The sequence below is a fragment of the Ramlibacter sp. genome (genome assembly GCF_050250995.1).
GTDB lineage: Bacteria > Pseudomonadota > Gammaproteobacteria > Burkholderiales > Burkholderiaceae_C > Ramlibacter.
On record NZ_JBFWNP010000027.1, the window covers coordinates 1 to 26,999 of the forward strand.

At 68.4% G+C, this 26,999-nt stretch carries 27 protein-coding genes; 22 read left to right on the top strand and 5 right to left on the bottom strand.

Translation table 11 applies throughout. From position 1 onward, the window contains the following. Positions 1 to 220: 220 nt before the first annotated feature. The 19 genes from AB7E83_RS16995 (at position 221) to AB7E83_RS17085 (ending at position 19,602) form a co-directional block, all read left to right on the top strand. The gene (locus AB7E83_RS16995; RefSeq protein ID WP_428571532.1) at positions 221 to 2,284 is read left to right on the top strand and encodes a response regulator; all 2,064 of its coding nucleotides are present in this window, start codon (positions 221 to 223) and stop codon (positions 2,282 to 2,284) included. A 107-nt stretch (positions 2,285 to 2,391) separates the two neighbouring features. Beyond that, a complete protein-coding gene (locus AB7E83_RS17000) occupies positions 2,392 to 3,054 on the top strand; it encodes a GNAT family N-acetyltransferase (protein ID WP_428571534.1) in 663 nt (220 codons plus the stop codon). A gap of 90 nt (positions 3,055 to 3,144) precedes the next feature. Beyond that, on the top strand, positions 3,145 to 4,020 hold the full coding sequence (locus AB7E83_RS17005; protein WP_428571536.1) for an HlyC/CorC family transporter: 876 nt from the start codon (positions 3,145 to 3,147) through the stop codon (positions 4,018 to 4,020). A 72-nt stretch (positions 4,021 to 4,092) separates the two neighbouring features. Continuing rightward, positions 4,093 to 5,658: an apolipoprotein N-acyltransferase gene (lnt, locus tag AB7E83_RS17010; protein WP_428571656.1), complete on the top strand. Its 1,566-nt coding sequence runs from the start codon at positions 4,093 to 4,095 to the stop codon at positions 5,656 to 5,658. A 26-nt stretch (positions 5,659 to 5,684) separates the two neighbouring features. After that, positions 5,685 to 6,617 carry a glycine--tRNA ligase subunit alpha gene (glyQ, locus tag AB7E83_RS17015; RefSeq protein ID WP_428571538.1) on the top strand — a complete coding sequence of 311 codons (933 nt, stop codon included), beginning with the start codon at positions 5,685 to 5,687 and terminating at the stop codon, positions 6,615 to 6,617. Then, entirely contained in the window at positions 6,614 to 8,731 is a 2,118-nt protein-coding gene (gene glyS / locus AB7E83_RS17020) for a glycine--tRNA ligase subunit beta (RefSeq protein WP_428571540.1), read from the top strand. Before glyQ ends, glyS begins: the two co-directional genes overlap by 4 nt. A gap of 52 nt (positions 8,732 to 8,783) precedes the next feature. Next, positions 8,784 to 9,359: a D-glycero-beta-D-manno-heptose 1,7-bisphosphate 7-phosphatase gene (gene gmhB / locus AB7E83_RS17025; protein ID WP_428571541.1), complete on the top strand. Its 576-nt coding sequence runs from the start codon at positions 8,784 to 8,786 to the stop codon at positions 9,357 to 9,359. Continuing rightward, positions 9,359 to 10,120: a lysophospholipid acyltransferase family protein gene (locus AB7E83_RS17030; protein ID WP_428571658.1), complete on the top strand. Its 762-nt coding sequence runs from the start codon at positions 9,359 to 9,361 to the stop codon at positions 10,118 to 10,120. Before gmhB ends, AB7E83_RS17030 begins: the two co-directional genes overlap by 1 nt. Before the next feature lie 26 nt (positions 10,121 to 10,146). Continuing rightward, positions 10,147 to 11,055, top strand: a complete 909-nt coding sequence (locus AB7E83_RS17035) for a M48 family metallopeptidase (protein ID WP_428571542.1) — start codon at positions 10,147 to 10,149, stop codon at positions 11,053 to 11,055. 50 nt (positions 11,056 to 11,105) lie between these two features. Further along, positions 11,106 to 11,522, top strand: coding sequence for a MerR family transcriptional regulator (locus tag AB7E83_RS17040; protein ID WP_428571544.1), 417 nt, complete (start codon positions 11,106 to 11,108; stop codon positions 11,520 to 11,522). A gap of 86 nt (positions 11,523 to 11,608) precedes the next feature. Next, a complete protein-coding gene (locus tag AB7E83_RS17045; RefSeq protein WP_428571545.1) occupies positions 11,609 to 12,787 on the top strand; it encodes an isovaleryl-CoA dehydrogenase in 1,179 nt (392 codons plus the stop codon). 14 nt (positions 12,788 to 12,801) lie between these two features. Beyond that, a complete protein-coding gene (gene can / locus AB7E83_RS17050; RefSeq protein WP_428571546.1) occupies positions 12,802 to 13,455 on the top strand; it encodes a carbonate dehydratase in 654 nt (217 codons plus the stop codon). A gap of 6 nt (positions 13,456 to 13,461) precedes the next feature. Further along, positions 13,462 to 15,264, top strand: a complete 1,803-nt coding sequence (gene aceK, locus AB7E83_RS17055) for a bifunctional isocitrate dehydrogenase kinase/phosphatase (protein ID WP_428571548.1) — start codon at positions 13,462 to 13,464, stop codon at positions 15,262 to 15,264. After that, positions 15,261 to 15,758: a hypothetical protein gene (locus tag AB7E83_RS17060; RefSeq protein ID WP_428571550.1), complete on the top strand. Its 498-nt coding sequence runs from the start codon at positions 15,261 to 15,263 to the stop codon at positions 15,756 to 15,758. The genes aceK and AB7E83_RS17060 overlap by 4 nt, the downstream gene beginning before the upstream one ends. 24 nt (positions 15,759 to 15,782) lie before the next feature. After that, the gene (locus AB7E83_RS17065) at positions 15,783 to 16,964 is read left to right on the top strand and encodes an acetyl-CoA C-acyltransferase (RefSeq protein WP_428571551.1); all 1,182 of its coding nucleotides are present in this window, start codon (positions 15,783 to 15,785) and stop codon (positions 16,962 to 16,964) included. Next, a complete protein-coding gene (locus AB7E83_RS17070) occupies positions 16,961 to 17,629 on the top strand; it encodes an SDR family oxidoreductase (RefSeq protein WP_428571553.1) in 669 nt (222 codons plus the stop codon). Before AB7E83_RS17065 ends, AB7E83_RS17070 begins: the two co-directional genes overlap by 4 nt. Before the next feature lie 5 nt (positions 17,630 to 17,634). Continuing rightward, the gene (locus AB7E83_RS17075; RefSeq protein WP_428571555.1) at positions 17,635 to 18,765 is read left to right on the top strand and encodes an acyl-CoA dehydrogenase family protein; all 1,131 of its coding nucleotides are present in this window, start codon (positions 17,635 to 17,637) and stop codon (positions 18,763 to 18,765) included. Between the two features lie 16 nt (positions 18,766 to 18,781). Then, the gene (locus AB7E83_RS17080; protein WP_428571557.1) at positions 18,782 to 19,204 is read left to right on the top strand and encodes a rhodanese-like domain-containing protein; all 423 of its coding nucleotides are present in this window, start codon (positions 18,782 to 18,784) and stop codon (positions 19,202 to 19,204) included. Continuing rightward, positions 19,204 to 19,602: a YchJ family protein gene (locus AB7E83_RS17085; protein ID WP_428571559.1), complete on the top strand. Its 399-nt coding sequence runs from the start codon at positions 19,204 to 19,206 to the stop codon at positions 19,600 to 19,602. Before AB7E83_RS17080 ends, AB7E83_RS17085 begins: the two co-directional genes overlap by 1 nt. 30 nt (positions 19,603 to 19,632) lie before the next feature. On the opposite strand, the gene mscL is transcribed toward AB7E83_RS17085, so the two are convergent. Next, a complete protein-coding gene (mscL, locus tag AB7E83_RS17090) occupies positions 19,633 to 20,064 on the bottom strand; it encodes a large conductance mechanosensitive channel protein MscL (protein WP_428571561.1) in 432 nt (143 codons plus the stop codon). A 78-nt stretch (positions 20,065 to 20,142) separates the two neighbouring features. Between mscL and AB7E83_RS17095 the strand changes: the two genes are divergently transcribed. Further along, positions 20,143 to 20,649, top strand: coding sequence for a hypothetical protein (locus tag AB7E83_RS17095; protein WP_428571563.1), 507 nt, complete (start codon positions 20,143 to 20,145; stop codon positions 20,647 to 20,649). Here the strand turns inward: AB7E83_RS17095 and AB7E83_RS17100 are convergent. Then, complete coding sequence (locus AB7E83_RS17100; RefSeq protein WP_428571564.1) at positions 20,637 to 22,289, bottom strand: M10 family metallopeptidase; 1,653 nt, start codon at positions 22,287 to 22,289, stop codon at positions 20,637 to 20,639. The two genes, AB7E83_RS17095 and AB7E83_RS17100, sit on opposite strands and share 13 nt — an antisense overlap. A gap of 137 nt (positions 22,290 to 22,426) precedes the next feature. Between AB7E83_RS17100 and AB7E83_RS17105 the strand changes: the two genes are divergently transcribed. After that, positions 22,427 to 23,593, top strand: coding sequence for an aminotransferase class V-fold PLP-dependent enzyme (locus AB7E83_RS17105; protein ID WP_428571566.1), 1,167 nt, complete (start codon positions 22,427 to 22,429; stop codon positions 23,591 to 23,593). On the opposite strand, the gene AB7E83_RS17110 is transcribed toward AB7E83_RS17105, so the two are convergent. From AB7E83_RS17110 to AB7E83_RS17120, 3 genes are read right to left on the bottom strand one after another with little or no spacing between them, the layout of a single operon-like run. Further along, positions 23,569 to 24,051 (bottom strand): DUF456 domain-containing protein, encoded by a 483-nt coding sequence (locus tag AB7E83_RS17110; protein WP_428571568.1) that lies wholly within the window; start codon positions 24,049 to 24,051, stop codon positions 23,569 to 23,571. The two genes, AB7E83_RS17105 and AB7E83_RS17110, sit on opposite strands and share 25 nt — an antisense overlap. Before the next feature lie 4 nt (positions 24,052 to 24,055). After that, on the bottom strand, positions 24,056 to 24,232 hold the full coding sequence (locus AB7E83_RS17115; protein WP_428571570.1) for a hypothetical protein: 177 nt from the start codon (positions 24,230 to 24,232) through the stop codon (positions 24,056 to 24,058). A 51-nt stretch (positions 24,233 to 24,283) separates the two neighbouring features. Beyond that, positions 24,284 to 25,297 carry an AraC family transcriptional regulator gene (locus AB7E83_RS17120; RefSeq protein WP_428571572.1) on the bottom strand — a complete coding sequence of 338 codons (1,014 nt, stop codon included), beginning with the start codon at positions 25,295 to 25,297 and terminating at the stop codon, positions 24,284 to 24,286. Between the two features lie 93 nt (positions 25,298 to 25,390). On the opposite strand from AB7E83_RS17120, the gene AB7E83_RS17125 reads away from it, so the two are divergent. Continuing rightward, positions 25,391 to 26,998, top strand: coding sequence for a carboxyl transferase domain-containing protein (locus AB7E83_RS17125; protein ID WP_428571574.1), 1,608 nt, complete (start codon positions 25,391 to 25,393; stop codon positions 26,996 to 26,998). The last annotated feature ends 1 nt before the right edge of the window (position 26,999 follow it).

Here is a 26,999-nt window from a genome sequence, read left to right on the forward strand (position 1 = left end):
GATTCCACCGTCACTCCGGGCCACGCGCGACTGCCCACCATCACGGCGGAACGTTGCCCGCGATCACGATGGAACGCTGCCCGCCATCGCGTGGAATGGGTGCCCGCGATCAGTGGAATAGGCACTGCACGACAGCGCGCTGCAACTGCAGGGCTTTCGCGAGCAGGTCGAGGCCGATGCGCTCGCACTGAATCAGGCAAACGAGAATCTCGAGGCGCGCGTGGAGCAACGCACCGCCGAGCTCGCCGCGTCGCGCGAGGAGGCGCTGGGCGCGGCGCGTGCCAAGGCGGCCTTCCTCGCGACGATGAGCCACGAGATCCGCACGCCCTTGAACGGCGTGGTCGGCATGAGCACGCTGCTCGCCGAGACGCCGCTCGATCCTGAGCAGCGCGACTATCTCGAGACCATCCGACTGTCGAGCGACCAGCTGCTTGCGGTGATCAACGACATCCTCGACTTCTCCAAGATCGAGTCGGGCAAGCTCGACCTCGAAGCGGAGCCGCTGTCCGTGCGCGGTGCGGTCGAGGAGGCGTGCGATATCGCCGCGCCGCGCGCGCGCGAGAAGGGCCTGGAACTCATCATCGACGTGCCCGAGACCGGCGCGGACGCAGTGCCCGCCGCGATCAGGAGCGACATCACGCGCTTGCGGCAGGTGCTCATCAACCTCATCAACAACGCCGTGAAGTTCACGCCGAAGGGCGAAGTTGCCGTCCATGTGCGCCAGCTGAAGCGCGACGACGGCCAGGGCCGCGCGATCCTCGAGTTCCGGGTGACCGACACGGGCATCGGCATTCCGCCGGAACGCATCGACGCGCTCTTCGAAGCCTTCACGCAGGTCGATGCTTCCACGACGCGCAAGTACGGCGGTACCGGACTGGGCCTTGCGATCTGCAAGCGCCTCGTGGACTTGATGGGCGGGCAACTGGGCGTCGAGAGCGAGCAGGGCAAGGGCTCCACCTTCTGGTTCACCATCGCCGCGCCGACCACGGAGCTCGCCGTCGGCTTCAGTCCCGCCGATGTCGGGCGGCTCAAGTCGATCCGTGTGCTGGTCGTCGACGACCATGCGACCAACGTGCGCGTGCTTTCGCGCCAGCTTCAGCTCTGGGGCATGCAGGTCGATGCCGCCGATTCGGGCCAGCGCGCGCTCGAGTTGCTGAGCGGCTCGCCGCTGCCCGACGTGATCATCACCGACATGCACATGCCCGAGATGGACGGCGTGGCCTTCGCCCGCGCGGTGCGGGCGAACGAGACCTGGCGTCGAATCCCCGTCGTGCTGCTGAGTTCGGGCTTCATGCCGGCGGGCGACGAAAGCGCGTCGCTCTTCGCCGCGCGCCTGCTCAAGCCGGCGCGGCAGAACCAGCTCTACGACACCGTCGTGCGATGCGTCGTGGCCGAGACCGCCGGTCCGGCCGTCCCGGCCGCCGCGGTCGACGTTCGCAAGGATGCCATCGTGCTCGTGGCGGACGACAACCCGGTCAACCTCAAGGTGGCGAGCGCGATGCTCATGAAGCTCGGCTACGAGGTCCGAACCGCCACCGACGGCCGGGAGGCCATCGAAGGGCTGGCACAGGCCGACTCGGCGGGCGAGCGCATCGCCGCCATCCTGATGGACGTCAACATGCCCGACGTCGACGGCCTCGAAGCGACGAAGCTGATCCAGAGTACCTGGGGACCGAAGGCGCCGCCCATCATCGCCGTCACGGCCGCCGCTTCCGCCGAGGACCGGTTGCGGTGCGAAGCCGCTGGCATGGACGACTACCTCACCAAGCCGCTGCAGGTGGCGTTGCTGGCGCAGGCTCTGGAGAAATGGATCGCCGGCGCGTCGGCCGCAGCACCGATACCTTTACCGGCGGATGAGCCAGCCGAAGACTCCGCGGCGCAATCCTTGATGCCAGGTACTGCACAGCAAGAACCCGCTGCCGCTGCACCCCCCGTCGCCATGGATTTCAGCCGCCTGCAGGAATTCCGCGACTACGACGACGAAGACCTGACGATGACGCGCGAAGTGATCGGTCTGTTCCTCGCCGACACGCCGGCGCGTCTCGATGGCGTGGAAGCGGCCATCGCTGCCGGCGATGCGGCGGCCCTGGCCTCGGCCGCGCATGCGATCAAGGGTTCGGCGGGCAACATCGGGGCGACGGCGCTGCACCTCGCCGCTGGCGAGCTGGAGGCCGATGCGAAGCAGGGGCTGCCGTCGGACGCGCCGCAACGCGCCGCGGCGCTGCGCGCCTTGTGGAAAGGCACGAGGGACGCGCTCGAAGCCTGGGCGCCGCCAACAGGTTGACGTTGAAGGCTGACGTTGCAGGCCAGCGCCTACGTAGAAGTACGTTTTAGGGAGGCCGCCCCAGGTAAATCACCTTGTTGCTGCGGGAAAACCCTTATATTGAAATCATGGAAGTCGATTCAAGCCGCGTTCAGCGCGCACCATCGCTCGTTGTGCCCATCCGGTCCCTGGGCCCGGGCCACCGCGACCGCATTGCCGCGCATCTGCTGGCGCTGGAGGGCGATGACCGTTACCTGCGTTTCGGCTACACGGCCACCGACGAACAGATCCAGCGCTACGTCGATGGCCTCGATTTCGAGCGCGACGACATCTTCGGCATCTACAACCGCAAGCTCGAGCTGATCGCGGTGGCGCATCTCGCATTCATGGCCGACGATCGCGCGTCCGCCTGCGCGGAGTTCGGCGTTTCCGTGTCGAAGAACGCGCGCGGCAGGGGATACGGCTCGCGCCTGTTCGAGCGCGCCGCCATGCATGCGCGCAACGAGGGTGTGGAGCTGATGTTCATCCACGCCCTGAGCGAGAACACCGCGATGATCCGGATCGCCCGCAACGCCGGCGCGATGATCGAGCGCACGGGCGGCGAGACGGATGCGCACCTTCGCCTTCCGCCCGCGACGCTCGACTCCCGGGTGAGTGAGCTCGTGGAGGAGCAGGTCGCCCAGACCGACTACCGGCTCAAGGCACAGGCCAAGACCTTCCACGACTTTCTCGCAGGACTGCAGGAAGTCCGCCAGGGCGTGCGCGAAGGCCGCCACAAGTCGGGGCAATGAGGGCCGTCCGGCCGGGCTCCGACGGCCGAGTCACAGGGGCCGCCGGGTTTTAGTTATCCTATCGGTCCCTCCACTGCTGCCTTCCAGGCTGTGTCAGACCCACACCCAGCGCGTCACGCGCTCGACCGGCAGGACAAGCGCACGTTCCTGCAAAAAGTCGCCGAGTTCATCCACCCCGGCCCCGACTCGCGGGCGGAGCTGATCGAAACCCTCGCGGACGCCGAAGACAACGACATCATCGGCGCGGAGTCGCGCGCCATGCTCGAGGGCGTGATCCGCATGGCCGATCTCACGGCCGGCGACGTCATGGTCGCGGCGCCGCGCATGGACGTCGTCAACATCGACGCACCGTACGACGACATCCTCCACCTCGTCATCGACACGGCGCACTCGCGCTTTCCGGTGTACGAGAACGAGCGCGAGAACATCATCGGCATCCTGCTCGCGAAAGACCTGCTGAAGCTTCAGCGCGCGCCACAACTGAACATCCGCGCGCTGCTGCGGCCCGCCGTGTTCGTGCCCGAGAGCAAGGGGCTCAACGATCTCCTGCGCGAGTTCCGCGGCAACCGCAACCACCTCGCCGTCGTCATCGACGAGTTCGGCCGCATCGCCGGGCTCATCACCATCGAGGACGTGCTGGAGCAGATCGTCGGCGAGATCGAGGACGAGTTCGACATCGAGGACGACGAGGGCGACATCTTCGGCCTGGCCGACCGCACCTACCGCGTGAGCGGCGACACCTCGATCGAGCGCGTGAACGAGGCGTTCAACGTGCAGTTGCAGCCCGCGGACGAGGACCGCCAGTTCGACACCGTCGGCGGCCTGGTGGCCCACGAGATGGGGCACGTGCCCAAGCGCGGCGAAACCGTCACGCTGGGCGGGCTCGATTTCGTCGTGCTGCACACCAAGGGCGGCGCCGTGCGCTGGTTCAAGGTGTCGCCGGCAACGGCCGCGAAGGCCGGCTGACATGGCGCCCGTGCCGGTCGCTTCGTGGACAGCGCCGCGCTCGCGGGGTGCTGCATCCGCCTCGTGGCGACTCTGCGGCGGCCGAGGCGCGTGAGCGCGCGTCTGCCCGCATTCGCGGTTGCGCTTCTCGCGGGACTCGCCCAAGCCGGCGCCATCGCGTCGCCCTGGGACGGCCAGCCGCAGTGGTGGCTGCAGATCCTCGCGCTTTCCGCTCTGGCTGCCGTGCTTCAACGTGCTGCGGGCGCTCGGGAAGGCGCCGCGCTGGCGTGGGTCTTCGCCATCGCGTGGCTCGGGGGGGTCTTCTGGTGGCTGTTCATTTCGATGCACGTCTATGGCGGGCTGCCCTCGCCGCTGGCCGCGCTTGCCGTGCTTGCGCTCGCAGCCTTCCTGGGCCTGTACTACGCCGCGGCGGGCGGGGTGTTCGTGCGCTATGCGAGCGGCGGTCCGTTCGCCCGCGCCGTGTCGTTCGCCGGACTCTGGCTGCTGGCGGAGCTGATGCGCGCGAGCTGGTTCACCGGCTTTCCGTGGGGTGCGTCGGGCTATGCGCATGTCGACGGACCGCTCGCATTTCTCGCGCCCTGGATCGGCGTGTACGGCGTCGGCGCGGTGGCCGCGCTCATCGCGTGCGCGCTTGCCGCGGTCGCGCAGCCCGAGGCGGGCCGCGCCGTGCGGCATTGGCTCCTCCTCGCCGGCATCGCGGGCCTCCTTGCCGCGTGCAACTATGCCGCGCTGCGTCCCGGGCCGTCGACGAATCCGCGGCCGCCGCTCTCCGTCGCGCTCCTGCAGGGCAACATCCCGCAGGACGAGAAGTTCGGCGAGCGAAACGGCGTCCCCTTCGCGCTGGCCTGGTATGCCGAGCAACTGGCCGGCGCCGGGGCGTCCCTGGTCGTCACCCCGGAGACCGCGATCCCTCTCCTGCCCCAGCGCCTGCCCGCGGAGTATCTCGAGGCCCTGCGCAGGCACTTCGCCCGCGGGCCGCAGGCGGCCCTCGTCAGCCTGCCGCTCGGCAACCGCGTGGACGGCTATACCAACTCGGTCATCGCGCTGCACCCGGGGCGCGAACAGTACCGCTACGACAAGCACCACCTCGTGCCCTTCGGCGAGTTCATCCCGCCGTTCTTCAAGTGGTTCACGGAGATGATGAACATCCCGCTCGGCGACTTCGACCGCGGCGCGGTGCGCCAGGCGTCGTTCGCATGGCGGGGCGAGCGCCTCGCGCCGAACATCTGCTACGAAGACCTGTTCGGCGAAGACCTCGCCGCCCGCTTCGCGGACGGCGCCGCGAACGCGCCCACGGTCTTCGTCAACATGAGCAACATCGCGTGGTTCGGCGACTCGATTGCCATCGACCAGCACCTGCACATCAGCCGCATGCGCGCCCTGGAGTTCGACCGGCCCATGATCCGCGCGACGAACACCGGCGCCACGGCCATCATCGACCGCGCCGGCCGTGTGACGCACTCGCTGCCGCGGCTCACGCGCGGCGTGCTGACCGGAGAGGTGCAAGGCAGCGACGCGATCACGCCGTACGCCGCCTGGCTCTCGCGACTCGGCCTCTGGCCCCTGTGGCTGCTCGGTATCGCGGTCCTTGCCGCCCTTCTGGGCCGCGCGGCGCGTCGGCCCGCCACGCCCCCGTAAAATCGAGGGTTTCGCCTCGCCCGTCCATGCTCACCTTCCAGCAACTTATCCTGAAGCTTCAGTCGTACTGGGATGCCCAGGGCTGCGCGCTGCTGCAGCCCTACGACATGGAAGTCGGCGCGGGCACCTCGCACACGGCCACTTTCCTGCGCGCGCTCGGCCCCGAGCCCTGGAAGGCCGCGTACGTGCAACCGAGCCGCCGCCCCAAGGACGGCCGCTATGGGCAGAACCCCAATCGCATGCAGCACTACTACCAGTATCAGGTGGTGCTCAAGCCCGCGCCCGCGAACATCCTGGAGCTGTACCTCGGCTCGCTCGAAGCGGTGGGGTTCGACCTGAAGAAGAACGACATACGCTTCGTGGAAGACGACTGGGAGAACCCCACGCTCGGCGCGTGGGGCCTGGGCTGGGAGGTGTGGCTCAACGGCATGGAGGTCACGCAGTTCACGTACTTCCAGCAGGTCGGCGGCATCGACTGCAAGCCCATCACGGGCGAGATCACCTACGGGCTGGAGCGTCTCGCGATGTACCTGCAAGGCGTGGACAATGTTTTCCAGCTCAAGTGGACCGAAGGGCTTACCTACGGCGACGTGTATCACCAGAACGAGGTGGAACAGTCGGCCTACAACTTCGAGCACAGCGACGCCGAGTTCCTGTTCACCGCGTTCGGCGCGCACGAGAAGCAGGCGAAGCACCTGATGGAGCAGCAACTGGCATTGCCCGCGTACGAGCAGGTCCTGAAGGCCGCGCACACGTTCAACCTGCTGGATGCGCGCGGCGCGATCAGCGTCACCGAACGCGCGGCGTACATCGGACGCATCCGCAACCTCGCCCGCAGCGTCGCGCAAGCCTATCTCGTGAGCCGCCAGCGGCTCGGGTTCCCGATGGCGCCGAAAGCGTGGGCGGAAGCCGCCACCGCGAAGATGGTCGCCGACAAACTCGTGCCGGAGGCCGCATGAGCGACGCCACGGTCTCGAATCTCCTCGTCGAACTCTTCGTCGAGGAGCTGCCGCCGAAGGCGTTGAAGAAGCTCGGGGATTCCTTCGCCGGCACGCTCGCGGCATCGCTGAAGGCGGACGGCCTCGTCGACGGCGAACCGGCCTTCGCCGCCTTCGCTTCGCCCCGGCGGCTCGCCGTCCATGTGAAGGGCGTGCGCTCGCAAGCCGCGGACAAGCAGGTCAGGTCCAAGCTCATGCCGGCCAGTGTCGGCCTCGATGCGTCGGGGAACGCGACCCCCGCGCTGCTGAAGAAGTTGCAAGCGCTGGGCGCCGATGCGTCCGCGGTGCCGCGCCTCACGCGCGCGCAGGACGGCAAGGCCGAGGCGCTGTTCTACGAAAGCACGGCCAAGGGCGCGACGCTTGCCGAAGGGCTGCAGAAGGCGCTCGACGAGTCGCTGGCGAAGCTGCCGATCCCGAAGGTGATGACCTACCAGCTGGCGGACGGCTGGAGCGACGTGAAGTTCGTCCGACCCGCGCACGGCCTCGTCGCACTGCACGGCGCGGACGTCGTGCCCATCGAGGCGCTCGGCCTGAAGGCCGGCCGCACGACGCAGGGCCACCGTTTCGAATCGTCGGGGACCGTGACGCTCGCGAACGCCGATGCCTATGAAGAAGCGCTGCAAGCGCAAGGCGCCGTGATCCCCGGCTTCGGCGCGCGCCGGGCGGAAATCGTGCGTCAGCTGGCCGATGCCGCCGCGAAAGTGGGCGGGGGCGCCAAGCCGATCGACGACGACGCGCTGCTCGACGAAGTGACGGCGCTGGTCGAGCGGCCGAACGTGCTCACCTGCGAGTTCGAGACCGAATTCCTCGCGGTGCCGCAGGAGTGCCTCATCCTCACGATGAAGGCCAATCAGAAATATTTCCCGCTGCTCGATGCGCAGGGCAGGCTGACGCACCGCTTCCTGGTCGTGAGCAATATTCGTCCCCAGGATGCGAGCGCGGTGATCGGCGGCAACGAGCGCGTGGTGCGCCCGCGGCTGGCCGACGCCAAGTTCTTCTTCGACCAGGACCGGAAGAAGTCGCTCGAGTCGCGCGTGGCGGGACTCGCCAAGGTCGTGTACCACAACAAGCTCGGCACGCAGGGCGAGCGGGCGGAGCGCGTGCGCGCGATCGCCAGGGCCATCGGCGCGCAGCTCGGCGGCGACGTGCTGGCGCAGGAGGCCGACCTCGCCGCACGCCTGTCCAAGGCGGACCTGCTGACCGACATGGTCGGCGAGTTCCCCGAGTTGCAAGGCATCATGGGCGGCTACTACGCGCGCCACGACGGCTTGGCCGAAGGCGTCGCTTTCGCGATCGAGGACCACTACAAGCCGCGCTTCGCGGGCGACGCGCTGCCGCGTGGCGCGGCGGGCGTCGCGGTGGCGCTGGCCGACAAGCTCGAGACGCTGGCCGGCATGTTCGGCATCGGCAACCTCCCCTCGGGCGACAAGGATCCGTTCGCCCTGCGCCGCCATGCGCTGGGTGTCGTGCGCATGCTGATCGAGCGGGAGCTGCCGCTGCAGTTCCACGAGCTCACGCGCCTCGCCTTCTCGGCGTTCCCCGCGGGCATGCTGCAGGACAAGTCGACGGAGCTCGACGAATTCCTGGTCGAACGCCTCAAGGGCTACCTGCGCGAAGGCGGCTATTCCGCCACCGAGGTCGATGCCGCGATCCACGCGCAGAAGCTCGGCCGCTGGTCCACGATCCCGAAGCGCCTCGCCGCCGTGCGCGCGTTCGCCGCGCTGCCGGAAGCGCCGGCGCTCGCCGCGGCCAACAAGCGGATCGGCAACATCCTCAAGAAGGCAGAGCGTGCCGATGCGCACGTGAGCATGAACCTGCTGAAGGAAGACGCCGAGAAGCGCCTGTACGCCGCGATGAACGATGTGGCGCCCAGGGCGGGCGCGCAGTTCGACGCCGGCGACTACACGGCATCGCTCCAGACGCTGGCCGCGCTGCGCGAGCCGGTCGACCGCTTCTTCGACGACGTGATGGTGAATGCCGAGGAAACCGACCTTCGCCTGAACCGGCTGGGCCTGCTCGCGACCTTGCACCAGGCGATGAACCGCGTGGCCGACCTCTCGCGCCTGGCGTCATGAGCCGCCACGCCGCGCACTTCGTGTCGTCGCCGCCCGCCGGAGTTCGCAAGGCATGAAACTCGTCATCCTCGACCGCGACGGCACCATCAACCGCGACAGCGACGACTTCGTCAAGGCGCCGGAGGAATGGGAGCCGCTGCCGGGCGCGCTGGAGGGCATCGCGCGCCTGAATCACGCCGGCTGGCACGTCGCCGTGGCGTCCAACCAGTCGGGACTCGGCCGCGGCCTCTTCGACGTCGCGGCGCTCAACGCCATCCACGCGAAGATGCACAAGGCGCTGTCGGCCGTCGGCGGGCGCATCGACGCGGTGTTCTACTGCCCGCACAGCCCCGACGAAGGCTGCCAGTGCCGCAAGCCCCTGCCGGGACTGTTCGAACAGATCGGCGAGCGCTTCGGCGTCGACCTGAAGAGCACGCCCGTGGTCGGCGACACGCTGCGCGACCTGCAGGCCGGCGCGCTCGTCGGTTGCGCGCCGCATCTCGTGCTCACGGGCAAGGGCGAGGCGCTGCGCGGCTTGCCCTTGCCGGATACGTTTCCGCACGGCACGCGGGTCCACGACAATCTGTCGGCCTTCGCCGACTGGCTGATCGAGCGGCCGCAACCCGCCCGCGGGATGCTCGCGCCATGATGGCGGTCCTGCGCTCCATCGTCCACGGCCTGTGGATGCTCGTCACGGTGGTGCCGTGGGGCATCATCATGCTGATCGCGTCGCTTTGGCGCGGCGGCATTCCCCTGTACTGGATGGCCGCGCGCTGGCTCGGCTGGGCCATGCACGGGCTGCGTGCGATCTGCGGCGTGCAGTGGCGGGTGACGGGCATGGAGAACCTGCCCCAGGGGGAGACGAGCCCCGCCATCCTGCTCGTGAAGCACCAGTCGACCCTCGAGACCTTCCTCATGCCGGTGCTCATGCCGCACCCGCTCGCCTACGTGTTCAAGAAGGAACTGCTCTACGTCCCGTTCTTCGGCTGGGCGATGGCGCGGCTGGACATGATCCACATCGACCGCAGCCAGCGCGCGCAAGCCTTCTCGAAGGTGGTCGCGCAGGGCAAGACGCTGCTCGCCCAGGGCATCTGGGTCATCATGTTCCCGGAGGGCACGCGCATCCCGCGCGGGCAGAAGGGCACGTACAAGAACGGCGGCACGCGGCTGGCCATCGAAACCGGCGCGCCCGTGATCCCCATTGCGGTGACGTCCGCGAAGTGCTGGCCGCGCAAGGCCTTCGTCAAGCGCCCCGGCATCGTCGACGTCTCCATCGGCAAGCCGATCCCGAGCGAAGGCCGGCAGCCCGACGAGCTGATGCGCGAAGTCGAACGATGGATCGAGTCCGAGATGCGCCGGCTTGATCCCGAGGCCTACGCGGGGACTACCGGGTCACAGCCGCGCGACTGAGGGAGCAGGCCCTACACTGGCAGCCCATGCAGTCCCCGTTTCAGCTCCTGTTCGATTTCTTCGACGAGCCGAAACCCGCCGCGAAGAAGCAGCCACAACCGGCGCCCGCGCCTGTGGACGCGGAAGCGGCCGCGCCCGCCGAGCCGCTGGACCGCGTCCTCCACCCCCACTCGTTCCGCCACCCGGACGCGAACCGCGAAGTGCTGCTGGGCGAAGTCCACGTCGCCTACGACTTCCGGCGCGGTCGCCGGCGCAACATCGGCTTCACGGTCGGCCCGGAAGGCCTCGTCGTGAGCGCGCCGAAGTGGGTGACGGTCGCCGAGGTCGAGTCCGCGCTGCGCGGCAAGTCGAAATGGATCGTCGGCAAGCTGCAGCAGGCGCGCGAGCGGCATGACCGCATCGAGGCGTCGCGCATCGAATGGCGGGACGGCGCGACCTTTCCCTTCCTCGGCGAGCCCGTGATCGTCGTGCTCGATCCCCGTCATGCCTTCAGCGAAAGCGGCGGCGTGCTGAACACCGGCGGCGAGGCGCTGCCCGGCGTGCCGCGCCTCACGCTGCACCTGGGCCTGTCGCACAACGCGAAGCCCGCGCAGGTGCGCGATGCCGTGCAGGCCTGGCTGATGCGGCAGGCCAAGCGCATCTTCACCGAGCGGCTGGAGCATTTCGCGCCGCTGCTGGGCGTGCAGTGGCGCAAGCTGTCGCTGTCGAGCGCCGGCACGCTGTGGGGCACGGCGCACAGCGACGGCTCGATCCGGCTCAACTGGCGGCTCGTGCATTTCCGCCAGCCCGTGATCGACTACGTGGTGGCGCACGAGCTGAGCCACCTGCGCGTGATGGACCACAGCCCGCGCTTCTGGGACACGGTGCGCACCGTCGTGCCGGAGTACGCGCAGCTGCGCGCGCAGCTGAAGGACGAGCCGCTGCCGCCCTGGTGAAGCCGTCCGGCCGATTGACGTTGACGTAAACGTCAGATGTAATCGGCCGCATGTCAGCCGCCGCGACCACGTACACCATCAGCGACCTGGCCCGCGAATTCGATCTCACGACGCGGGCGATCCGTTTCTACGAGGACATGGGCCTTCTGCAGCCCGAGCGTTCCGGCCCGGGCGGCCGCAACCGCATCTACAGTTCGCGCGACCGCACGCGGCTGAAGCTCACGCTGCGCGCCAAGCGGCTCGGCCTGTCGCTCACCGAGGCGCGCGACATCATCGACGTGTACGACACGCCGCGCGACACCGGCCCGCAACTGAAGAAATTCCTCGCCATCCTCGCGCAGCACCGCGCCCAGCTCGAGGAGCAGCTCGCCGAGCTCCAGGCGAACCTGGAGGAAGTGAAGACGCACGAGAAGGAATCGCGGGCGCTGCTCGCCCGGCTCGAGAAGGGCAAGGCGCAGCGGGCCTGATTGACGTTTACGTAAACGTCAATCAGAATCGGAAGCGCGCTGTCGGGCCGCGACGACGCCCCCGCACCGAACCTCCAGGAGACTCCATGCAACTCCCCGGCCTCGACTTCCAGTTGGGCGAAGACATCGATGCGCTGCGCGACGCCGTGGCGTCCTTTGCGCGCAGCGAGATCGCCCCGCGCGCGGCCGAGATCGACCGCACCGACCAGTTCCCGATGGACCTGTGGCGCAAGATGGGCGAGCTCGGCGTGCTCGGCATCACGGTGCCGGAGGAATACGGCGGCGCGAACATGGGTTACGTCGCGCACATGATCGCAATGGAGGAGATTTCTCGCGCCTCCGCGTCGGTCGGCCTCTCGTACGGCGCGCACTCCAACTTGTGCGTGAACCAGATCAAGCGCAACGGGAGCGAGGCGCAAAAGAAGAAATACCTGCCCAAGCTCATTTCCGGCGAGCACGTCGGCGCGCTCGCCATGAGCGAGCCCGGCGCGGGCAGCGACGTCATTTCGATGAAACTGAAGGCCGAGGACAAGGGCGGCTACTACCTGCTCAACGGCAGCAAGTTCTGGATCACCAATGGCCCGGACGCCGACACTCTGGTGGTCTACGCCAAGACCGAGCCCGAGCTCGGCGCGCGCGGCGTCACCGCCTTCCTGATCGAGAAGACGATGAAGGGCTTCTCCATCGCGCAGAAGCTCGACAAGCTGGGCATGCGCGGCTCGCACACCGGCGAACTCGTGTTCCGGGACGTCGAGGTGCCCGCCGAGAACGTGCTGGGCAGCGTCAACGGCGGCGCCAGGGTGCTGATGTCCGGACTCGACTACGAGCGCGCGGTGCTCGCCGCCGGCCCCATCGGCATCATGCAGTCGGTGATGGACAACGTGGTGCCCTACATCCACGACCGCAAGCAGTTCGGCCAGAGCATCGGCGAATTCCAGCTCATCCAGGGCAAGGTCGCGGACATGTACACCGTGCTGCAGGCCGGCCGCGCCTTCTGCTACACGGTCGGCAAGAACCTCGATTCGCTGGGCGCCGAGCACGTGCGGCAGGTGCGCAAGGACTGTGCCTCGGTCATTCTCTGGTGCGCCGAGAAGGCGACGTGGATGGCGGGCGAGGGCGTCCAGATCTTCGGCGGCAACGGCTACATCAACGACTATCCGCTCGGCCGCCTCTGGCGCGACGCGAAGCTGTACGAGATCGGAGCGGGCACGAGCGAGATCCGCCGCATGCTGATCGGCCGCGAACTCTTCTCCGAGACGATGTAGATCAAAATAGCGCGATGCCAGACATTCAGGAACTCTTCGCCCACAACCGCGCCTGGGCCGCGGAGATGGAAGCGACCCGGCCGGGCTTCTTCACGGGGCTCACGAAGCAGCAGAAGCCCCAGTTCATGTGGATCGGCTGCAGCGACTCGCGCGTGCCCGCCAACCAGATCACGGGGCTGGAGCCCGGCGAGGTCTTCGTCCATCGCAACGTGGCGAACATCGTCGTCCACTCCGACCTGAATGCGCTTTCCGCCATCCAGTTCGCCGTGGACATGCTGCGGGTGCAGCACATCATGGTGGTGGGCCACTACGGCTGCGGCGGCGTGCTCGCCGCCTTGCACGGCCACCGCATCGGCCTGGCCGACAACTGGATCCGCCACATCCAGGATGTGCGCGACCGGCACCGCGGCCTGCTCGACAACGTCGCGCCCGAAAAGCGCGGCGACGCGCTGGTCGACCTGAACGTGATCGAGCAGGTGGTCAACGTGTGCGTCAGCACCGTCATGACCGACGCCTGGGCCAAGGGCCAGAAGGTCACGATCCACGGCTGGGCGTTCGGCGTTCACGACGGGCTGCTGCAGGACCTGCACATGACGGTCGCGAGCCACGATGCGATCGAGCCCGCCTACCGTGCAGCCGTCGAGGGCGTCATCGCCTCCCACGCCTAGGTTTCGATGTTTCCCCAGCGCCTCGACTCGCCGCATGCCTACGACATCGCGAAGGCGATGCTCGACGGCTTCAATCGCCACTACCGCCTCTTCCGCACCGAGTCCGGCCGCGCGAAGCACCGCTTCGAGACGGCCGACTGGCACGGCCAGCAGCGCGCGCAGCGCGAGCGCATCGAGTTCTACGACCTGCGGGTCAACGAGGCCGTGCTGCGGCTCGAAAAGGAATTCAAGGCGGACGAGCAGCCGATGGAGGTGTGGCAGCAGGTGAAGCTTCACTACATCGGCCTGCTGATCGACCACCACCAGCCCGAGCTGGCCGAAACCTTCTTCAATTCGGTCACCACCAAGATCCTGCACCGCACCTATTTCCACAACGACTTCATCTTCGTGCGGCCGGCGGTGAGCACGGAATACATCGAGAACGACGAGCCCTCGGCGCTGCCGACCTATAGGGCCTACTACCCGACGGCCGACACGCTGCACGAGACCATCGTGCGGATGATCGACAACTTCCAGCTGCGCCTGCCCTTCGCCGACCTCGACCGCGACGCGCACCTCGTGCTCGAGGCGATGAGCGGCCGGCTCGCGAACGTGAAGCTGCGCGCGAATTTCCAGATCCAGGTGCTCTCGTCGCTGTTCTTCCGCAACAAGGGCGCCTACGTCGTCGGCAAGCTGATCAACGGCTTCAACGAACTGCCCTTCGTGCTGCCGATCCTGCATAACCGGTCCGGGACCCTGTCGATCGACGCCTGCCTGTTCGGCGAGGACGACCTGCAGATCCTGTTTTCCTTCGCCCGTGCGTATTTCATGGTCGAGATGGAAGTGCCCAGCGGCTACGTGCAATTCCTGCGGTCGCTCATGCCGCGCAAGCCCCGCAACGAGATCTACAACTCGCTCGGCCTCGCGAAGCAGGGCAAGAACCTGTTCTACCGGGACTTCCTCTATCACCTGCGGCACAGCAGCGACAAGTTCCGCATCGCGCCGGGCATCAAGGGCATGGTCATGCTGGTGTTCGACCTGCCGTCGTTCCCCTACGTCTTCAAGCTGATCAAGGACTACTACCCGCCGCAGAAGGACACGACGCGCGAGCAGATCAAGGGCAAGTACCTGCTGGTGAAGCAGCACGACCGGGTCGGCCGCATGGCCGACACGCTGGAGTACAGCGAAGTCGCCTTCGCGCTCGACCGGTTCGAGCCGGAGCTGATCGAGGAGATCCGCAAGTTCGCGCCGAGCCAGCTCGAGATCTCCGACCGCGACGGCGACGGGCACGACGAAGTCATCATCAAGCACCTCTACATCGAGCGGCGCATGATTCCGCTGAACATCTACCTGCAGGAAGCCTTCGATGCCGGCGCCACCGAGCAGATCGAGCGGGCGGTGGTGGAGTACGGCAACGCGATCAAGGATCTCGTGGCCGCGAACATCTTCCCCGGCGACATGCTGTGGAAGAACTTCGGCGTCACGCGCAACGGCAAGGTCGTGTTCTACGACTACGACGAGATCGAATACATCACGAGCTGCAACTTCCGCAAGGTGCCGCAGGCGCGCAACGAGGAAGAGGAGATGTCCGGCGAGGTCTGGTACAAGGTCGGCCCGCACGACATCTTCCCCGAGACCTTCGGCCCCTTCCTGCTCGGCAATCCGGCGGTCAGGGACGTCTTCATGCGCCACCACGGCGACCTGCTCGACGCATCGTTCTGGCAGGCGCACAAGGAACGCATCCAGGCCGGACACGTCCACGACGTCTTTCCGTACGAGCGCGACAGGCGCTTCTTGCGGCGCAGGGAACAGGCGGCGGACGCATCATGATCTCGCAATCCGCCCGGGAGGCCTGGGAACTGGCGAGCTTCGTCGTCACCGCGCTCGGCCTGCCCTTCGCCATCGCGTTCTTCTGGTGGGAGCAGCGCAAGGAGCGCGACAACGAGGACGAAGAGGCCTACCAGCTGCTGTCGGACGCCTACATCGACTTCCTGCGCATCGTGCTCGCGCACCCCGACCTGCGCTTGCGCTCGGCCGAGCCGCTGGCCGATCCCACGCCCGAACAGTGCGAACGCATCCTCGTGATCTTCGACATGCTCGTGTCGCTGTTCGAGCGCGCCTACCTCGTCGCCTACAAGCCGAACATGGGCGACGACGAGGCGCGGCGCTGGAACAGCTGGGACGACTACATGCACGAGTGGTGCCGGCGCGAGGACTTCCACGCCGCTCTGCCGTCGCTGCTGCGCGGCGAGGATCCGGCGTTTCGCGACTACATCTGCCGGGTCGCGGAAGCCGAGCGCGGCCCGGTTTCCGCAACGAACTGAATCATTTTTGTGAAGGAGAACACCATGGCTGAATCCATCGTCATCGTCGGCGCCGCCCGCACTCCCATGGGCGGCTTCCAGGGCGACTTCGCCGCGCTCGCCGCGCACGACCTCGGCGGCGTCGCGATCCGCGCGGCGGTCGAGCGCGCCGGCATCCCCGGCGATTCCGTCGGCGAAGTCCTGTTCGGCAACTGCCTCATGGCCGGCCAGGGCCAGGCGCCCGCGCGGCAGGCGCTGTTCAAGGCGGGGCTGCCCAAGAGCACCGGCGCGGTCACCCTGTCGAAGATGTGCGGCTCGGGCATGAAGGCCGCGATGTTCGCGCACGACATGCTGCTGGCCGGCACGCACGAGATCATGGTGGCCGGCGGCATGGAGAGCATGACCAACGCGCCCTACCTGCTGCTGAAGGGCCGCGGCGGCTACCGCATGGGCCACGACAAGGTGTACGACCACATGATGCTCGATGGCCTCGAGGACGCGTACGAAGCCGGCCGCTCGATGGGCACGTTCGGCGAGGACTGCGCGGCGAAGTACAGGTTCTCGCGCGAGGCGCAGGATGCGTTCGCGGTCGCCTCGGTCACGCGCGCGAAGAAGGCGACCGAGTCCGGCGCCTTCGCGGCGGAAATCGCGGCGGTCACCGTGAAGGACCGCGCGGGCGAGCGCACGATCACCATCGACGAAGGTCCGGGCAAGGTCAAGCTCGACAAGATTCCGCAACTCAAGCCGGCCTTCAAGAAGGACGGCACGATCACGGCCGCTTCGTCGTCGTCGATCAACGACGGCGCCGCGGCGCTGGTGATGATGACCGAGTCCACCGCGAAGCGCCTGGGCGCCAAGCCGATCGCGCGCATCGTCGGCCATTCCACGCATGCGCAGGAGCCGGAGTGGTTCACCACCGCGCCGGTCGGCGCGACGCAGAAGCTGCTCGCGAAGACGGGGTGGAAGGCGTCGGACGTCGACCTGTGGGAGGTGAACGAAGCCTTCGCCGTGGTGCCGATGGCGCTCATGGAGGAACTGAAGGTGTCGCACGACATCGTGAACGTCAACGGCGGCGCTTGCGCACTGGGCCACCCCATCGGCGCATCGGGCGCGCGCATCATGGTCACGCTGTTGCATGCGCTCAAGGCGCGCGGCGGCAAGCGCGGCATCGCGACGCTGTGCATCGGCGGCGGCGAAGGCACGGCCGTCGCGCTCGAGCTTTTGTGAGCACCGTCCTCGTCATCGGCGCGTCGCGCGGCATCGGGCTGGAATTCGTCCGGCAGTGCCGCGAGGCGGGAGACGCGGTCATCGCGACCGCGCGCGATGACGCGGGTCTCGCGCGGATCGAGGCGCTCGGCGCGAAGTCCCTGCGCATCGACGTGCAGGACGCCAAGAGCATCAGCGGCCTCGGCTGGCAGCTCGATGGCGAGACGATCGACGTCGCGCTCTTCGTCGCGGGCGTGATGTCGCGCGGCGGCGCGACGCAGGCGCCGTCGCAGGACGACTTCGACCGCGTCATCCGCACCAACGTGTGGGGCGCGATGCAGGCGATGGTGCAGGTCGCGCCGCTCGTGGCCGAGGCGAAGGGAAAATTCGTCTTCATCAGCAGCCGGATGGGCCACATCGCGGGCGTGGAGAGCAGCTACAGCTGGGTGTACCGCGCCAGCAAGTCGGCGCTCAACATGGCGGTGGCCAGCGCGCAGCACGACTACCCCGCGGCGACGCTCGTCGCCATGAGTCCCGGCTGGGTGCGGACGGACATGGGCGGCGCGGGCGCGCCCCTGACCGTGGAGCGCAGCGTGGCGTCGATGCGCGAGGCCATCGCGGGCCTGTCCGATGCGCACCGCGGCCAGTTCCTCGACTACGACGGACGCCGTTTCGACGGCTGGTGATCCCCATGCTGCTGACCTCCGACCAGGAAATGATCCGCGACGCCGTGCGCGATTTCGCGCGCGAGCAGTTGTGGCCGCATGCGGCGAAATGGGACCGCGAGCACCACTTTCCGCGCGAGGCGCACCGGGGCCTCGCCGCACTCGGCGCCTACGGCATCTGCGTGCCCGAGGAATTCGGCGGCGCCGGCCTCGACTACCTGACGCTCGCGCTGGTGCTGGAGGAAATCGCCGCGGGCGATGGCGGCACCAGCACCGCGATCAGCGTCACCAACTGCCCCGTCAACGCGATCTTCCTGAGCTACTGCAACGACGCGCAGAAGCAGCGGTGGCTTACGCGACTCGCGACGGGCGAGATGCTCGGCGTGTTCTGCCTGACCGAGCCGCACGCCGGCAGCGATGCGTCGGCGCTGCGCACGACGGCGCGGCGCGAGGGCGACGCGTATGTGATCGACGGCGCGAAGCAGTTCATCACCAGCGGCAAGCACGGCCACCTGGCCATCGTCATCGCCGTCACCGACAAGGTTGCGGGCAAGCGCGGCATGAGCGCGTTCCTGGTGCCCACCGACACGCCGGGCTATGTCGTGGAACGCCTCGAAGAGAAGCTCGGGCAGCGCTCGAGCGACACCGCGCAGATCCGGTTCGAGAACTGCCGCATTCCCGTTGAAAACCGCATCGGCGAGGAAGGCGAGGGCTACAGGATCGCCTTGTCCGCGCTCGAAGGCGGCCGCATCGGCATCGCCGCGCAGAGCGTGGGCATGGCGCGCAGCGCGTTCGAAGTCGCCGTGCAGTACGCGAAGGAGCGCGAGAGCTTCGGCACCGCGATCATCGACCATCAGGCGGTGGGTTTCCGGCTCGCCGACTGCGCGACGCGCATCGAGGCCGCGCGCCAGCTGATCTGGCATGCGGCGTCCCTGCGCGATGCGGGGCGGCCGTGCCTGAAGGAAGCCGCGATGGCGAAGCTGTTCGCCAGCGAGATGGCCGAGCAGGTCTGCAGCGCGGCGATCCAGACGCTCGGCGGCTACGGCTACGTGAGCGACTTCCCCGTCGAGCGCATCTACCGCGACGTGCGCGTGTGCCAGATCTACGAGGGCACGTCGGACGTCCAGAAGATCATCATCCAGCGGGCGCTGGCCTGACACCGAGGAGAACCCCATGCCGATCACCCGAGGTTTTCGCGCACTCGTCGACGAAGCGATGGCGCAGGTGAAGACCTATTCGGTCGACGAAGCGAAGCAGCGCGTCGGCGACGCGAAGACGCAGATCGTCGACATCCGCGACGTGCGCGAACTGCAGGCCGAAGGCACGGTGCCCGGGAGCTACCACGCGCCGCGCGGCATGCTGGAGTTCTGGGTCGATCCCGAGTCGCCGTATCACAAGAAGATCTTCGCGGACGAGGACAAGGAGTTCGTGCTGTTCTGCGGCGCCGGCTGGCGCAGCGCGCTCGCGGCCAAGACGCTGCAGGACATGGGCATGAAGAACGTCGCGCACATCGACGGCGGCTTCGCGGAATGGGTGAAGCGAGGCGGGCCGACCGAGACGATGGAGCAGCGGCAGGCGGCCAAGAAGCGCGCTTGATGGCGGTCCCCTCCGCCGCGTGCCCCTGCGGCAGCGGACGCGCACTCGCCGCCTGTTGCGGACGCTTCGTCGACGACTTCGACGGCACGCCCGCCCCGGATGCCGAGTCGCTCATGCGATCGCGCTACACCGCCTTCGTGCGCGAGAGGCGGGCTTATCTGCTGGCGACGTGGCACGCAAGCACGCGGCCGCCCGAACTCGAATTCGACCCCGCCACGAAATGGCTCGGCCTCGACGTCCGCGACCGGACCCTCATCGACGAGGCCCACGCCGAAGTCGAATTCATCGCGCGCTACCGCATCGCCGGCCGCGCGGTGCGCCTGCACGAGCGCAGCCGCTTCGTACGGGAAGACGGCCGCTGGTTCTACGTGGACGGCGACCTGCGCACGCGCTCGTGAGCGACGTGCGCTGCGCGGTTGCCGTCCCCGTCAGGCCCGCGAGTCCTTCAGCGAATCGCGAATCTCCCGCAGCAGCTGGATGTCCTCCGGCGGCGCGACCGGCGCGGGATCGGGCTCGACCTTCTCCTCGTGGCGCAACCTGTTGACCATCCGCACCATCATGAAGATGATGAACGCGAGGATCACGAAGTTCGCGGCCACGGTGATGAAGTTGCCGTACGCGAGCACCGCGCCGACCTTCTTGGCCTCGACCAGCGGCATCCCGGTTGCCTGGCCCGCCAGCGGGATGTAGTGGTTCGAGAAATCGAGCCCGCCGAAGATCCGGCCGACAACAGGCATGATGAGGTCGTTCACGACCGAGTCGACGATCTTGCCGAAGGCGGCGCCGATGATGACGCCCACCGCGAGATCGACGACGTTGCCCTTGACCGCGAACGTCCTGAATTCCTTCATCAGACTCATGGGACCCTTCCTTTCGGATTTCTCCGCGCGAATTTACCTCGAATGTCGCGGCGCACGCGAGAATTGCCGCATTCCCTCATGACCGCGCAGCTTGCCGAACGCCTTTTCGTCGATGGCCGCGAGCTCGCGCTCTGCGCCGAACCGCTCGAGCCCTACCTCGCCTCGCTGCCCGAGCGCCCGCGTTTTCACCGCCCGGCCTCCGCCCTGAAGCGCGGCTACGTCGGCACCTGGCGCCTTTCGAAGCAGCGGCTGTATCTCGACGCCATCGTGGCGCGCCTGGCCGATGGATCCGAGGCGACGCTGCACACGCTCTTCCCGAACGAGCACCAGGCCGTGTTCGCGTTCTGGTTCAGCGGCGTGCTGCGTATCCCGCAGGGCCGCATGCTCGCCTATGTCCACCGCGGCTTCGAGAGCACGTTCGAGAGCGATCTGTTGTACACCTGCCAGCAGGGCGTGGTCGTGTCTAAGCAGGTGCAAAAAAACGGCAAGAGCGACCGGCCCGGCGCGCCGACCGGGTACGCGATCGGCGGCATGACCGTCTTTGCGGACCCTCCGGCGGGCGGCAAGCCGCCTCAGGCCTCGTAGGCCAGGCCGACGAGCGAGACGAACCCCATCTCGGCGGCCGGGGCGAGCGCGGCGTAGTCGCCGTTCACGCGCGCATTGAAGCCGCGCGCGATGGCGCCGAACACGGAATCGCTCTCAAGCCCGCGCAGCAGGTTCGCGACGTTCAGCACCACCTGCCCGCGCACCGGCGCGAAGGCGTCGAAGATCATGCCCACCGCTTCGCCCAGGGCTGCGAAGCTGGCCGCAGGCGCGGCACCCCCGAGCGTGGTTTCGGAAATCCCGAAGTTGCCGAGGACCTTTTTCGCGGCCGCCTCCGCATTGCCCGCCAGCGCCTGGGCGCCCATGCCGACCGCCCAGGCGGAGAGGTTTGTCGTACGCACCTCCGCGGCCGCAGCGCCGAAGTCGAGCGCTGCCGGCGCCCCGCCCTGCGCGCCGCGCCAGGCGCCCAGCAGCGAAAGGGTCTCGGTGCTCGTGAGCTGCGCGGCCCAGATACCCGCATCGAGCGCGAACTCGCCGTCGGCGAAGCGAACGCGCTCCATGCCGACCAGCGTGTCGGTGCCGTCGCGGCCGCGCTCGCGGTCCGCCACGGTCCAGCCGCCCGTGGCCGCGACCCGCGCAATGTCGTAGTCGCGAAAGGCGGCGCTGAAGACGGCGACGTCTACGCCGGCGCCGCCGGAAAGTCGGTCGTCGCCGTCGCGCCCTTCGAGCCGGTTGGCGGCGTCGTTGCCCTGGAGCGTGTCCGCAGCCGCGCCGCCGGTGGCGTTCTCGATCAGCGCGCCCTTCGCGATCCAGATGTTGGGCATCGCCAGCGTCGTCCCCACCCCCCGCGCCACGACGTCGCGCCCGATCGACGAGCCCGCGCCATCGCGCAGGTCGATCTCCGCCTCGGCGATCCCGTCATAGCGCAGCATGTCGTTGCCGCCCGCATCCCAGAGGGTCTGGAACCAGAACGCGCTGTCGTCGAAGGCGTACGTGTCGGCGCCGGTCGCCCACCCGGTGTTCGGCCCGTAGAGGGCCTGCAGCGCCGCGATGTCTTGAACCATCGGGGTGGTCGGGTAGAAGTTGAAGGTCGATGCCGGCACGCCCGGCAGCGCGGAGTAGCTCATGACCGTGTTGGCCAGCGAGTCCTGCGCGGCCGGCAGCACGGGCGCTTCCTCGAAGGGATGCTTCAGCCCGAGGGCATGGCCGATTTCGTGGAGGACGGACTTGAACGCCGCGCCGCCCGGTGTCCACGGCACACGGCCGAGGCTCGCCAGGTTCAGCCAGATGTCGCCCGCCGCCGATGGCGTGCCCGGCTCGTAGGCCCAGCCCGCGACGTTGCCGGTGACCTGGCCCGAGTAGGCCACGCGGATGTCGCCGACGGCCGTGCGCGTGTCGGCCACCGGCGTGACGGAAATGTTGGCGACCACCGACCAGGCGGCCATGGCCTGCGCGAATGCGGCGCGCTCGGCGGCGCCCAGGGGTCGGAACCCCGTCCAGGGCTCGCCCGCGCCGCTGACTGGTCCGTAGTCATAGATCGCCGTGGAGAACGCCGAATCCGTTTCGGGAAAGCTGTACGTGACCGCGCCGCGCCAGCGGTTGCCGGCGAGCAGGGCGTCGACCGCAAGATCCCCCGTCGAAGGCGCGGAGGCGGCCAGGCTCGAACCTGTGGGCGAAGGCAAGAACGGCTCCCTCGATTGACATTGCAATCTAGGACGGAAGTCGCGCGGGTGCAAGGGCGCAAATCCCGCAGCGTCGGGCGGAAACCACGCGCGTGCTAAGCTGGCCCACTCTCATCGACAGCCCAGCGAGACGTCCCATGCCCGGCCTGCTTTCCTCCGTCGACCCCGAGGGCCTCCTCGAGTTCTCCGTCGTCTACACCGATCGCGCGCTCAACCACATGTCGCGCAGCTTCCAGGGGGTGATGCGCGACATCTCCGCCATCCTGAAGGACGTGTACAAGGGCCACGCCACGGCGCTGGTGCCGGGCAGCGGCACCTTCGGCATGGAGGCGGTCGCGCGCCAGTTCGCCGGCGGCAAGGACGTCATCGTCCTGCGCAACGGCTGGTTCAGCTACCGCTGGTCGCAGATCCTGGACATGGGCCGCATCGCCGCGTCGACCACGGTCCTCAAGGCCCGCCCCGACGGCAGCGGGCCGACGGCGCCGTGGGAGCCCGCGTCGGTGCGCGACGTCACGGCGGCGATCCGCGAGAAGAAGCCGGCGGTGGTGTTCGCGCCCCACGTCGAGACCGCCTCCGGGATGATCCTGCCCGACGACTACATGCGCGCCGTGGCCGACGCCGTCCACAACGTGGGCGGCCTCTTCGTGCTCGATTGCATCGCCTCCGGCGCGATGTGGGTCGACATGAAGTCGGTCGGGGTCGACGTGCTGATCACCGCGCCGCAGAAGGGCTGGAGCAGCTCGCCCTGCTGCGCGATGGTGGTGCTGAGCGAGCGCGCGCGCCAGGCGATCGAGGACACGACCAGCAGCAGCTTCGCGTGCGACCTGAAGAAGTGGCTGCAGATCATGGAGGCCTACGAGAACGGCGGCCACATGTACCACGCGACCATGCCGACCGATGCGCTCACGCGACTGCGCGAGACGATGAAGGAAACGCAGGCCTACGGCTTCGCGCGCGTGAAGGACGAGCAGCAGGAGCTCGGCCGGCGCGTGCGCGAGCTGTTCGAGTCGCGCGGCCTTGCGAGCGTCGCGGCCGAAGGCTTCAAGGCGCCGGGCGTCGTGGTGAGCTACACGAGCGACCCCGACATCCAGTCCGGCAAGAAATTCCTGAACGAGGGCCTGCAGACCGCGGCTGGCGTGCCCCTGCAGTGCGACGAAGGCCCCGACTTCAAGACCTTCCGCATCGGCCTCTTCGGGCTGGAGAAGTGGCACAACGTGGACCGCACGGTGGGCCAGCTCGAGGCGGCGCTCGACCGACTGGGCGTCGGCGAAACGGCGCTTCAGACCGCCAGCGCGACGACGTAGATCCCGATCATCACGAAGGCCAGGACGAACTTGGCCAGCATGCCCGCCATCAGGCCGACCCAGGTGGCAAGGCCCACGCGCACGGCGCGGTCCTGGTCGCGGCGGGCGATGAATTCGCCCACGGCCGCGCCCACCAGCGGCATGAAGAGCACGCCCACGAGGCCCATGAAGATGCCGGCGACGGTGCCGATCGCCGCGCCGACCAGCGCGTAGCGGCTCGCGCCAGCGCGTTTCGCGCCCAGCACCCCGGCGACGAAATCCATCGCCCACGCAAGCACCGCCAGCACGACGACGAAGAAGAGGGCGAGTCCGCCGACGCGCGTGAAGTCGTCGATCCAGGCGCCCACGATGATGCCGGCGAGCACGAGGAAGGTTCCCGGCAGCGCGGGCAGCACGATGCCGGCGAGCCCCGCGAGGATGAGCAGGGCGCTCAAGGCCCACCAGATGGCGTCGGTCATGGCTTCATCGCCTCTGGCGCTCGCGCGCCCGGCGCACCTGCCGGCTTTCGTTGGCGCGCGAGGCCTGCACCTCGCGCTCGCGCCGCCGCTCGCGCCAGCGGCGCCCGAGGATGCGCGCGGCGACGAAGGTCGCGACGAAACTCAGGAGGATGAGCGTCCAGGAGACTGTGTCGGCAGGCATTGGCCTATTCTCGCGGCAACCGAGGATGACGATGGGAACGGGATTCTGGCATCACTCCGCGGCGCGAAACGCGCCGGGCGTCCGGCCCGTCCACGCGCGGAAGGCGCGCGTGAAGCTTTTCTCGTTGCGAAAGCCCACGAGCGCTGCGACCTGCTTGAGCGGCTTGCCGCTGCGCAGCAGCAGTTCCTGCGCGCGCTCGCGCCGCACGTCGTCCTTGAGCGCCTGCAGGCTGGCGCCTTCCTCCTTCAGTTGCCGGTGCAGCGTGCGCGGCGACACGTGCAGCAGCGATGCCAGACCCGTTGCGCTGCGCGACCGGTCGGGATGCGCGTGCAGGGCCTGCCGCACCTGCTCCACCAGCAGGCGGTCCTTCCGGTACTGCAGCACGGTGATCGAGAGCGCGCGCTGCAGCATGAGGCGCAGCGCCCGCTCGTCGCGGCGCAGGGGCAGGGCCAGATAGCGCGCATCGAAGCGGATCCGCGCCAGCGGCGCACCGAATCGGACCTCGCCGCCCGGAAACATGTGCGGGTACGCATCGGCGTGCGCGGGGGCGGGGAAGGGAAAGTCCGCGTCGTGCAGCGCGATGCGCGAATCGATGTACCAGCAGGCGAGCCCATGCACGTTGCGCAGCACGAAGGCGAGGTTGAGTTCGCGCACCTCCCCGCTCGCGGTCCCGTGCTCCTGGACCGACAACGAGGCCAGACCGTCGGCGCTGGCGAGTCCCAGCGCAATGCTGCCCGTGAGCAGGCCATGGTGGCGGCACCAGCGCTGCAGCGCGACGCCGAGCGTGGGCGAGCTGAGCGAGGCGCGCGCGAGCATGCCGTAGCTGCCCCAGGGCAGGCGACGCTCGAACGCGCCCAGCGCCTCGTCGTCGAGTTCCTGCATCGCCGCGGCCGAGAGCGTCTCGAACGCGCGCGCGGTCAGCCGGGTTTGCGGCCGGTTCAGGGAGGCTGGCGCAATCCGTGCCAGCTTCAGGGCTTCGGCCGGGGACCGGCCGGCGCGCTCGTAAGCAGTGACGATGGCCCGCGCGAAGGCCATCGGCGTGACGGCGGCGGCGTCGCGGGACATTGGCGCAAGTCTGCAATACGTTGGCACGATTTGCAACTCGTTCGGCACCGCGAGCCGTGGCGGCGCGGGCCGGCTTCCGCTAAGGTGCAGGCCATGGCGACACTCGAATCGAAGCTCAATCCCCGCTCGGCCGAATTCCAGGCCAACGCCGCCGCGATGCGCGCCGTCGTCGACGACCTGAACGCGCAGGTGGCGAAGGCCGCGCTGGGCGGCGGACAGGCCGCGCGCGACAAGCACACGGCGCGCGGCAAACTGCTGCCTCGCGACCGCGTCGCCATGCTGCTGGACCCGGGCACGCCCTTCCTCGAACTCTCGCCGCTCGCCGCGCACGGCATGTACGACGGCGATGCGCCCGCGTCCGGCCTCGTCGCCGGCATCGGCCGCGTGAGCGGCGTCGACTGCATGATCGTATGCAACGACGCGACGGTGAAGGGCGGCAGCTACTACCCGATCACGGTCAAGAAGCACCTGCGCGCGCAGGAGATCGCGCGCGAGAACCGCCTGCCCTGCGTCTACCTCGTCGACTCCGGCGGCGCGAACCTGCCGACCCAGGACGAGGTGTTCCCCGACCGCGACCACTTCGGCCGCATCTTCTACAACCAGGCCACGCTCAGCGCCGAAGGCATCGCGCAGATCGCCGTGGTGATGGGTTCCTGCACGGCCGGCGGCGCGTACGTGCCGGCGATGAGCGACGAGGCGATCATCGTGAAGAACCAGGGCACGATCTTCCTGGGCGGCCCGCCGCTCGTGAAGGCCGCGACCGGCGAGATCGTGACCGCCGAGGACCTGGGCGGCGGCGACGTCCACACGCGCCTATCGGGCGTGGCGGACCACCTCGCGCAGAACGACCTGCATGCACTTTCGCTCGCGCGGCAGGCGGTGGCGAACCTGAACGCGAGGAAGACGGTCACGACCGCGCTGCGCGAGCCGCGGCCGCCGCGCTTCGACGCGGCCGAGCTCTACGGCGTGATCCCCGCGGACACGCGCAAGCCCTTCGACGTGCGCGAGATCATCGCGCGCATCGTCGACGACAGCGCGTTCGACGAATTCAAGTCGCGCTACGGCACGACGCTCGTGTGCGGCTTCGCGCACATCGAAGGCATGCCGGTGGGCATCGTCGCCAACAACGGCATCCTGTTCTCCGAGAGCGCGCTCAAGGGGACGCACTTCATCGAGCTGTGCTGCCAGCGCAAGGTCCCGCTCGTCTTCCTGCAGAACATCACCGGCTTCATGGTCGGGCGGAAGTACGAGAACGAAGGCATCGCGCGCAATGGCGCGAAGATGGTCACGGCGGTGGCGTGCGCGCAGGTGCCGAAGTTCACGCTCATCATCGGCGGCAGTTTCGGCGCCGGCAACTACGGCATGTGCGGCCGCGCGTATTCGCCGCGCTTCCTGTGGATGTGGCCGAACGCGCGCATCAGCGTCATGGGCGGCGAGCAGGCCGCGAGCGTGCTCGCGACCGTGAAGCGCGACGGCATCGAAGGCCGCGGCGGCCAGTGGGGCAAGGAAGAGGAAGAAGCCTTCAAGTCGCCGATCCGCCAGCAGTACGAAGTGCAGGGCCATCCGTACTACGCCACCGCGCGCCTGTGGGACGACGGCGTGATCGATCCCGCCGACACGCGCCGCGTGCTCGCGCTCGGCCTCTCCGCAAGTCTCAACGCGCCGATCCGCGAAACGAAGTTCGGCGTCTTCCGCATGTGAT

Bases quoted from the DNA above. Each gene is read 5' to 3' on its own strand.
- AB7E83_RS17000 (WP_428571534.1), top strand. From the start codon at position 2,392: ATGGAAGTCGATTCAAGCCGCGTTCAGCGCGCACCATCGCTCGTTGTG.
- glyQ (WP_428571538.1), top strand. From the start codon at position 5,685: ATGCTCACCTTCCAGCAACTTATCCTGAAGCTTCAGTCGTACTGGGAT.
- glyS (WP_428571540.1), top strand. From the start codon at position 6,614: ATGAGCGACGCCACGGTCTCGAATCTCCTCGTCGAACTCTTCGTCGAG.
- gmhB (WP_428571541.1), top strand. From the start codon at position 8,784: ATGAAACTCGTCATCCTCGACCGCGACGGCACCATCAACCGCGACAGC.
- AB7E83_RS17030 (WP_428571658.1), top strand. From the start codon at position 9,359: ATGGCGGTCCTGCGCTCCATCGTCCACGGCCTGTGGATGCTCGTCACG.
- AB7E83_RS17035 (WP_428571542.1), top strand. From the start codon at position 10,147: ATGCAGTCCCCGTTTCAGCTCCTGTTCGATTTCTTCGACGAGCCGAAA.
- AB7E83_RS17040 (WP_428571544.1), top strand. From the start codon at position 11,106: ATGTCAGCCGCCGCGACCACGTACACCATCAGCGACCTGGCCCGCGAA.
- AB7E83_RS17045 (WP_428571545.1), top strand. From the start codon at position 11,609: ATGCAACTCCCCGGCCTCGACTTCCAGTTGGGCGAAGACATCGATGCG.
- can (WP_428571546.1), top strand. From the start codon at position 12,802: ATGCCAGACATTCAGGAACTCTTCGCCCACAACCGCGCCTGGGCCGCG.
- aceK (WP_428571548.1), top strand. From the start codon at position 13,462: ATGTTTCCCCAGCGCCTCGACTCGCCGCATGCCTACGACATCGCGAAG.
- AB7E83_RS17060 (WP_428571550.1), top strand. From the start codon at position 15,261: ATGATCTCGCAATCCGCCCGGGAGGCCTGGGAACTGGCGAGCTTCGTC.
- AB7E83_RS17065 (WP_428571551.1), top strand. From the start codon at position 15,783: ATGGCTGAATCCATCGTCATCGTCGGCGCCGCCCGCACTCCCATGGGC.
- AB7E83_RS17075 (WP_428571555.1), top strand. From the start codon at position 17,635: ATGCTGCTGACCTCCGACCAGGAAATGATCCGCGACGCCGTGCGCGAT.
- AB7E83_RS17080 (WP_428571557.1), top strand. From the start codon at position 18,782: ATGCCGATCACCCGAGGTTTTCGCGCACTCGTCGACGAAGCGATGGCG.
- AB7E83_RS17085 (WP_428571559.1), top strand. From the start codon at position 19,204: ATGGCGGTCCCCTCCGCCGCGTGCCCCTGCGGCAGCGGACGCGCACTC.
- mscL (WP_428571561.1), bottom strand. From the start codon at position 20,064: ATGAGTCTGATGAAGGAATTCAGGACGTTCGCGGTCAAGGGCAACGTC.
- AB7E83_RS17095 (WP_428571563.1), top strand. From the start codon at position 20,143: ATGACCGCGCAGCTTGCCGAACGCCTTTTCGTCGATGGCCGCGAGCTC.
- AB7E83_RS17105 (WP_428571566.1), top strand. From the start codon at position 22,427: ATGCCCGGCCTGCTTTCCTCCGTCGACCCCGAGGGCCTCCTCGAGTTC.
- AB7E83_RS17110 (WP_428571568.1), bottom strand. From the start codon at position 24,051: ATGACCGACGCCATCTGGTGGGCCTTGAGCGCCCTGCTCATCCTCGCG.
- AB7E83_RS17115 (WP_428571570.1), bottom strand. From the start codon at position 24,232: ATGCCTGCCGACACAGTCTCCTGGACGCTCATCCTCCTGAGTTTCGTC.
- AB7E83_RS17120 (WP_428571572.1), bottom strand. From the start codon at position 25,297: ATGTCCCGCGACGCCGCCGCCGTCACGCCGATGGCCTTCGCGCGGGCC.
- AB7E83_RS17125 (WP_428571574.1), top strand. From the start codon at position 25,391: ATGGCGACACTCGAATCGAAGCTCAATCCCCGCTCGGCCGAATTCCAG.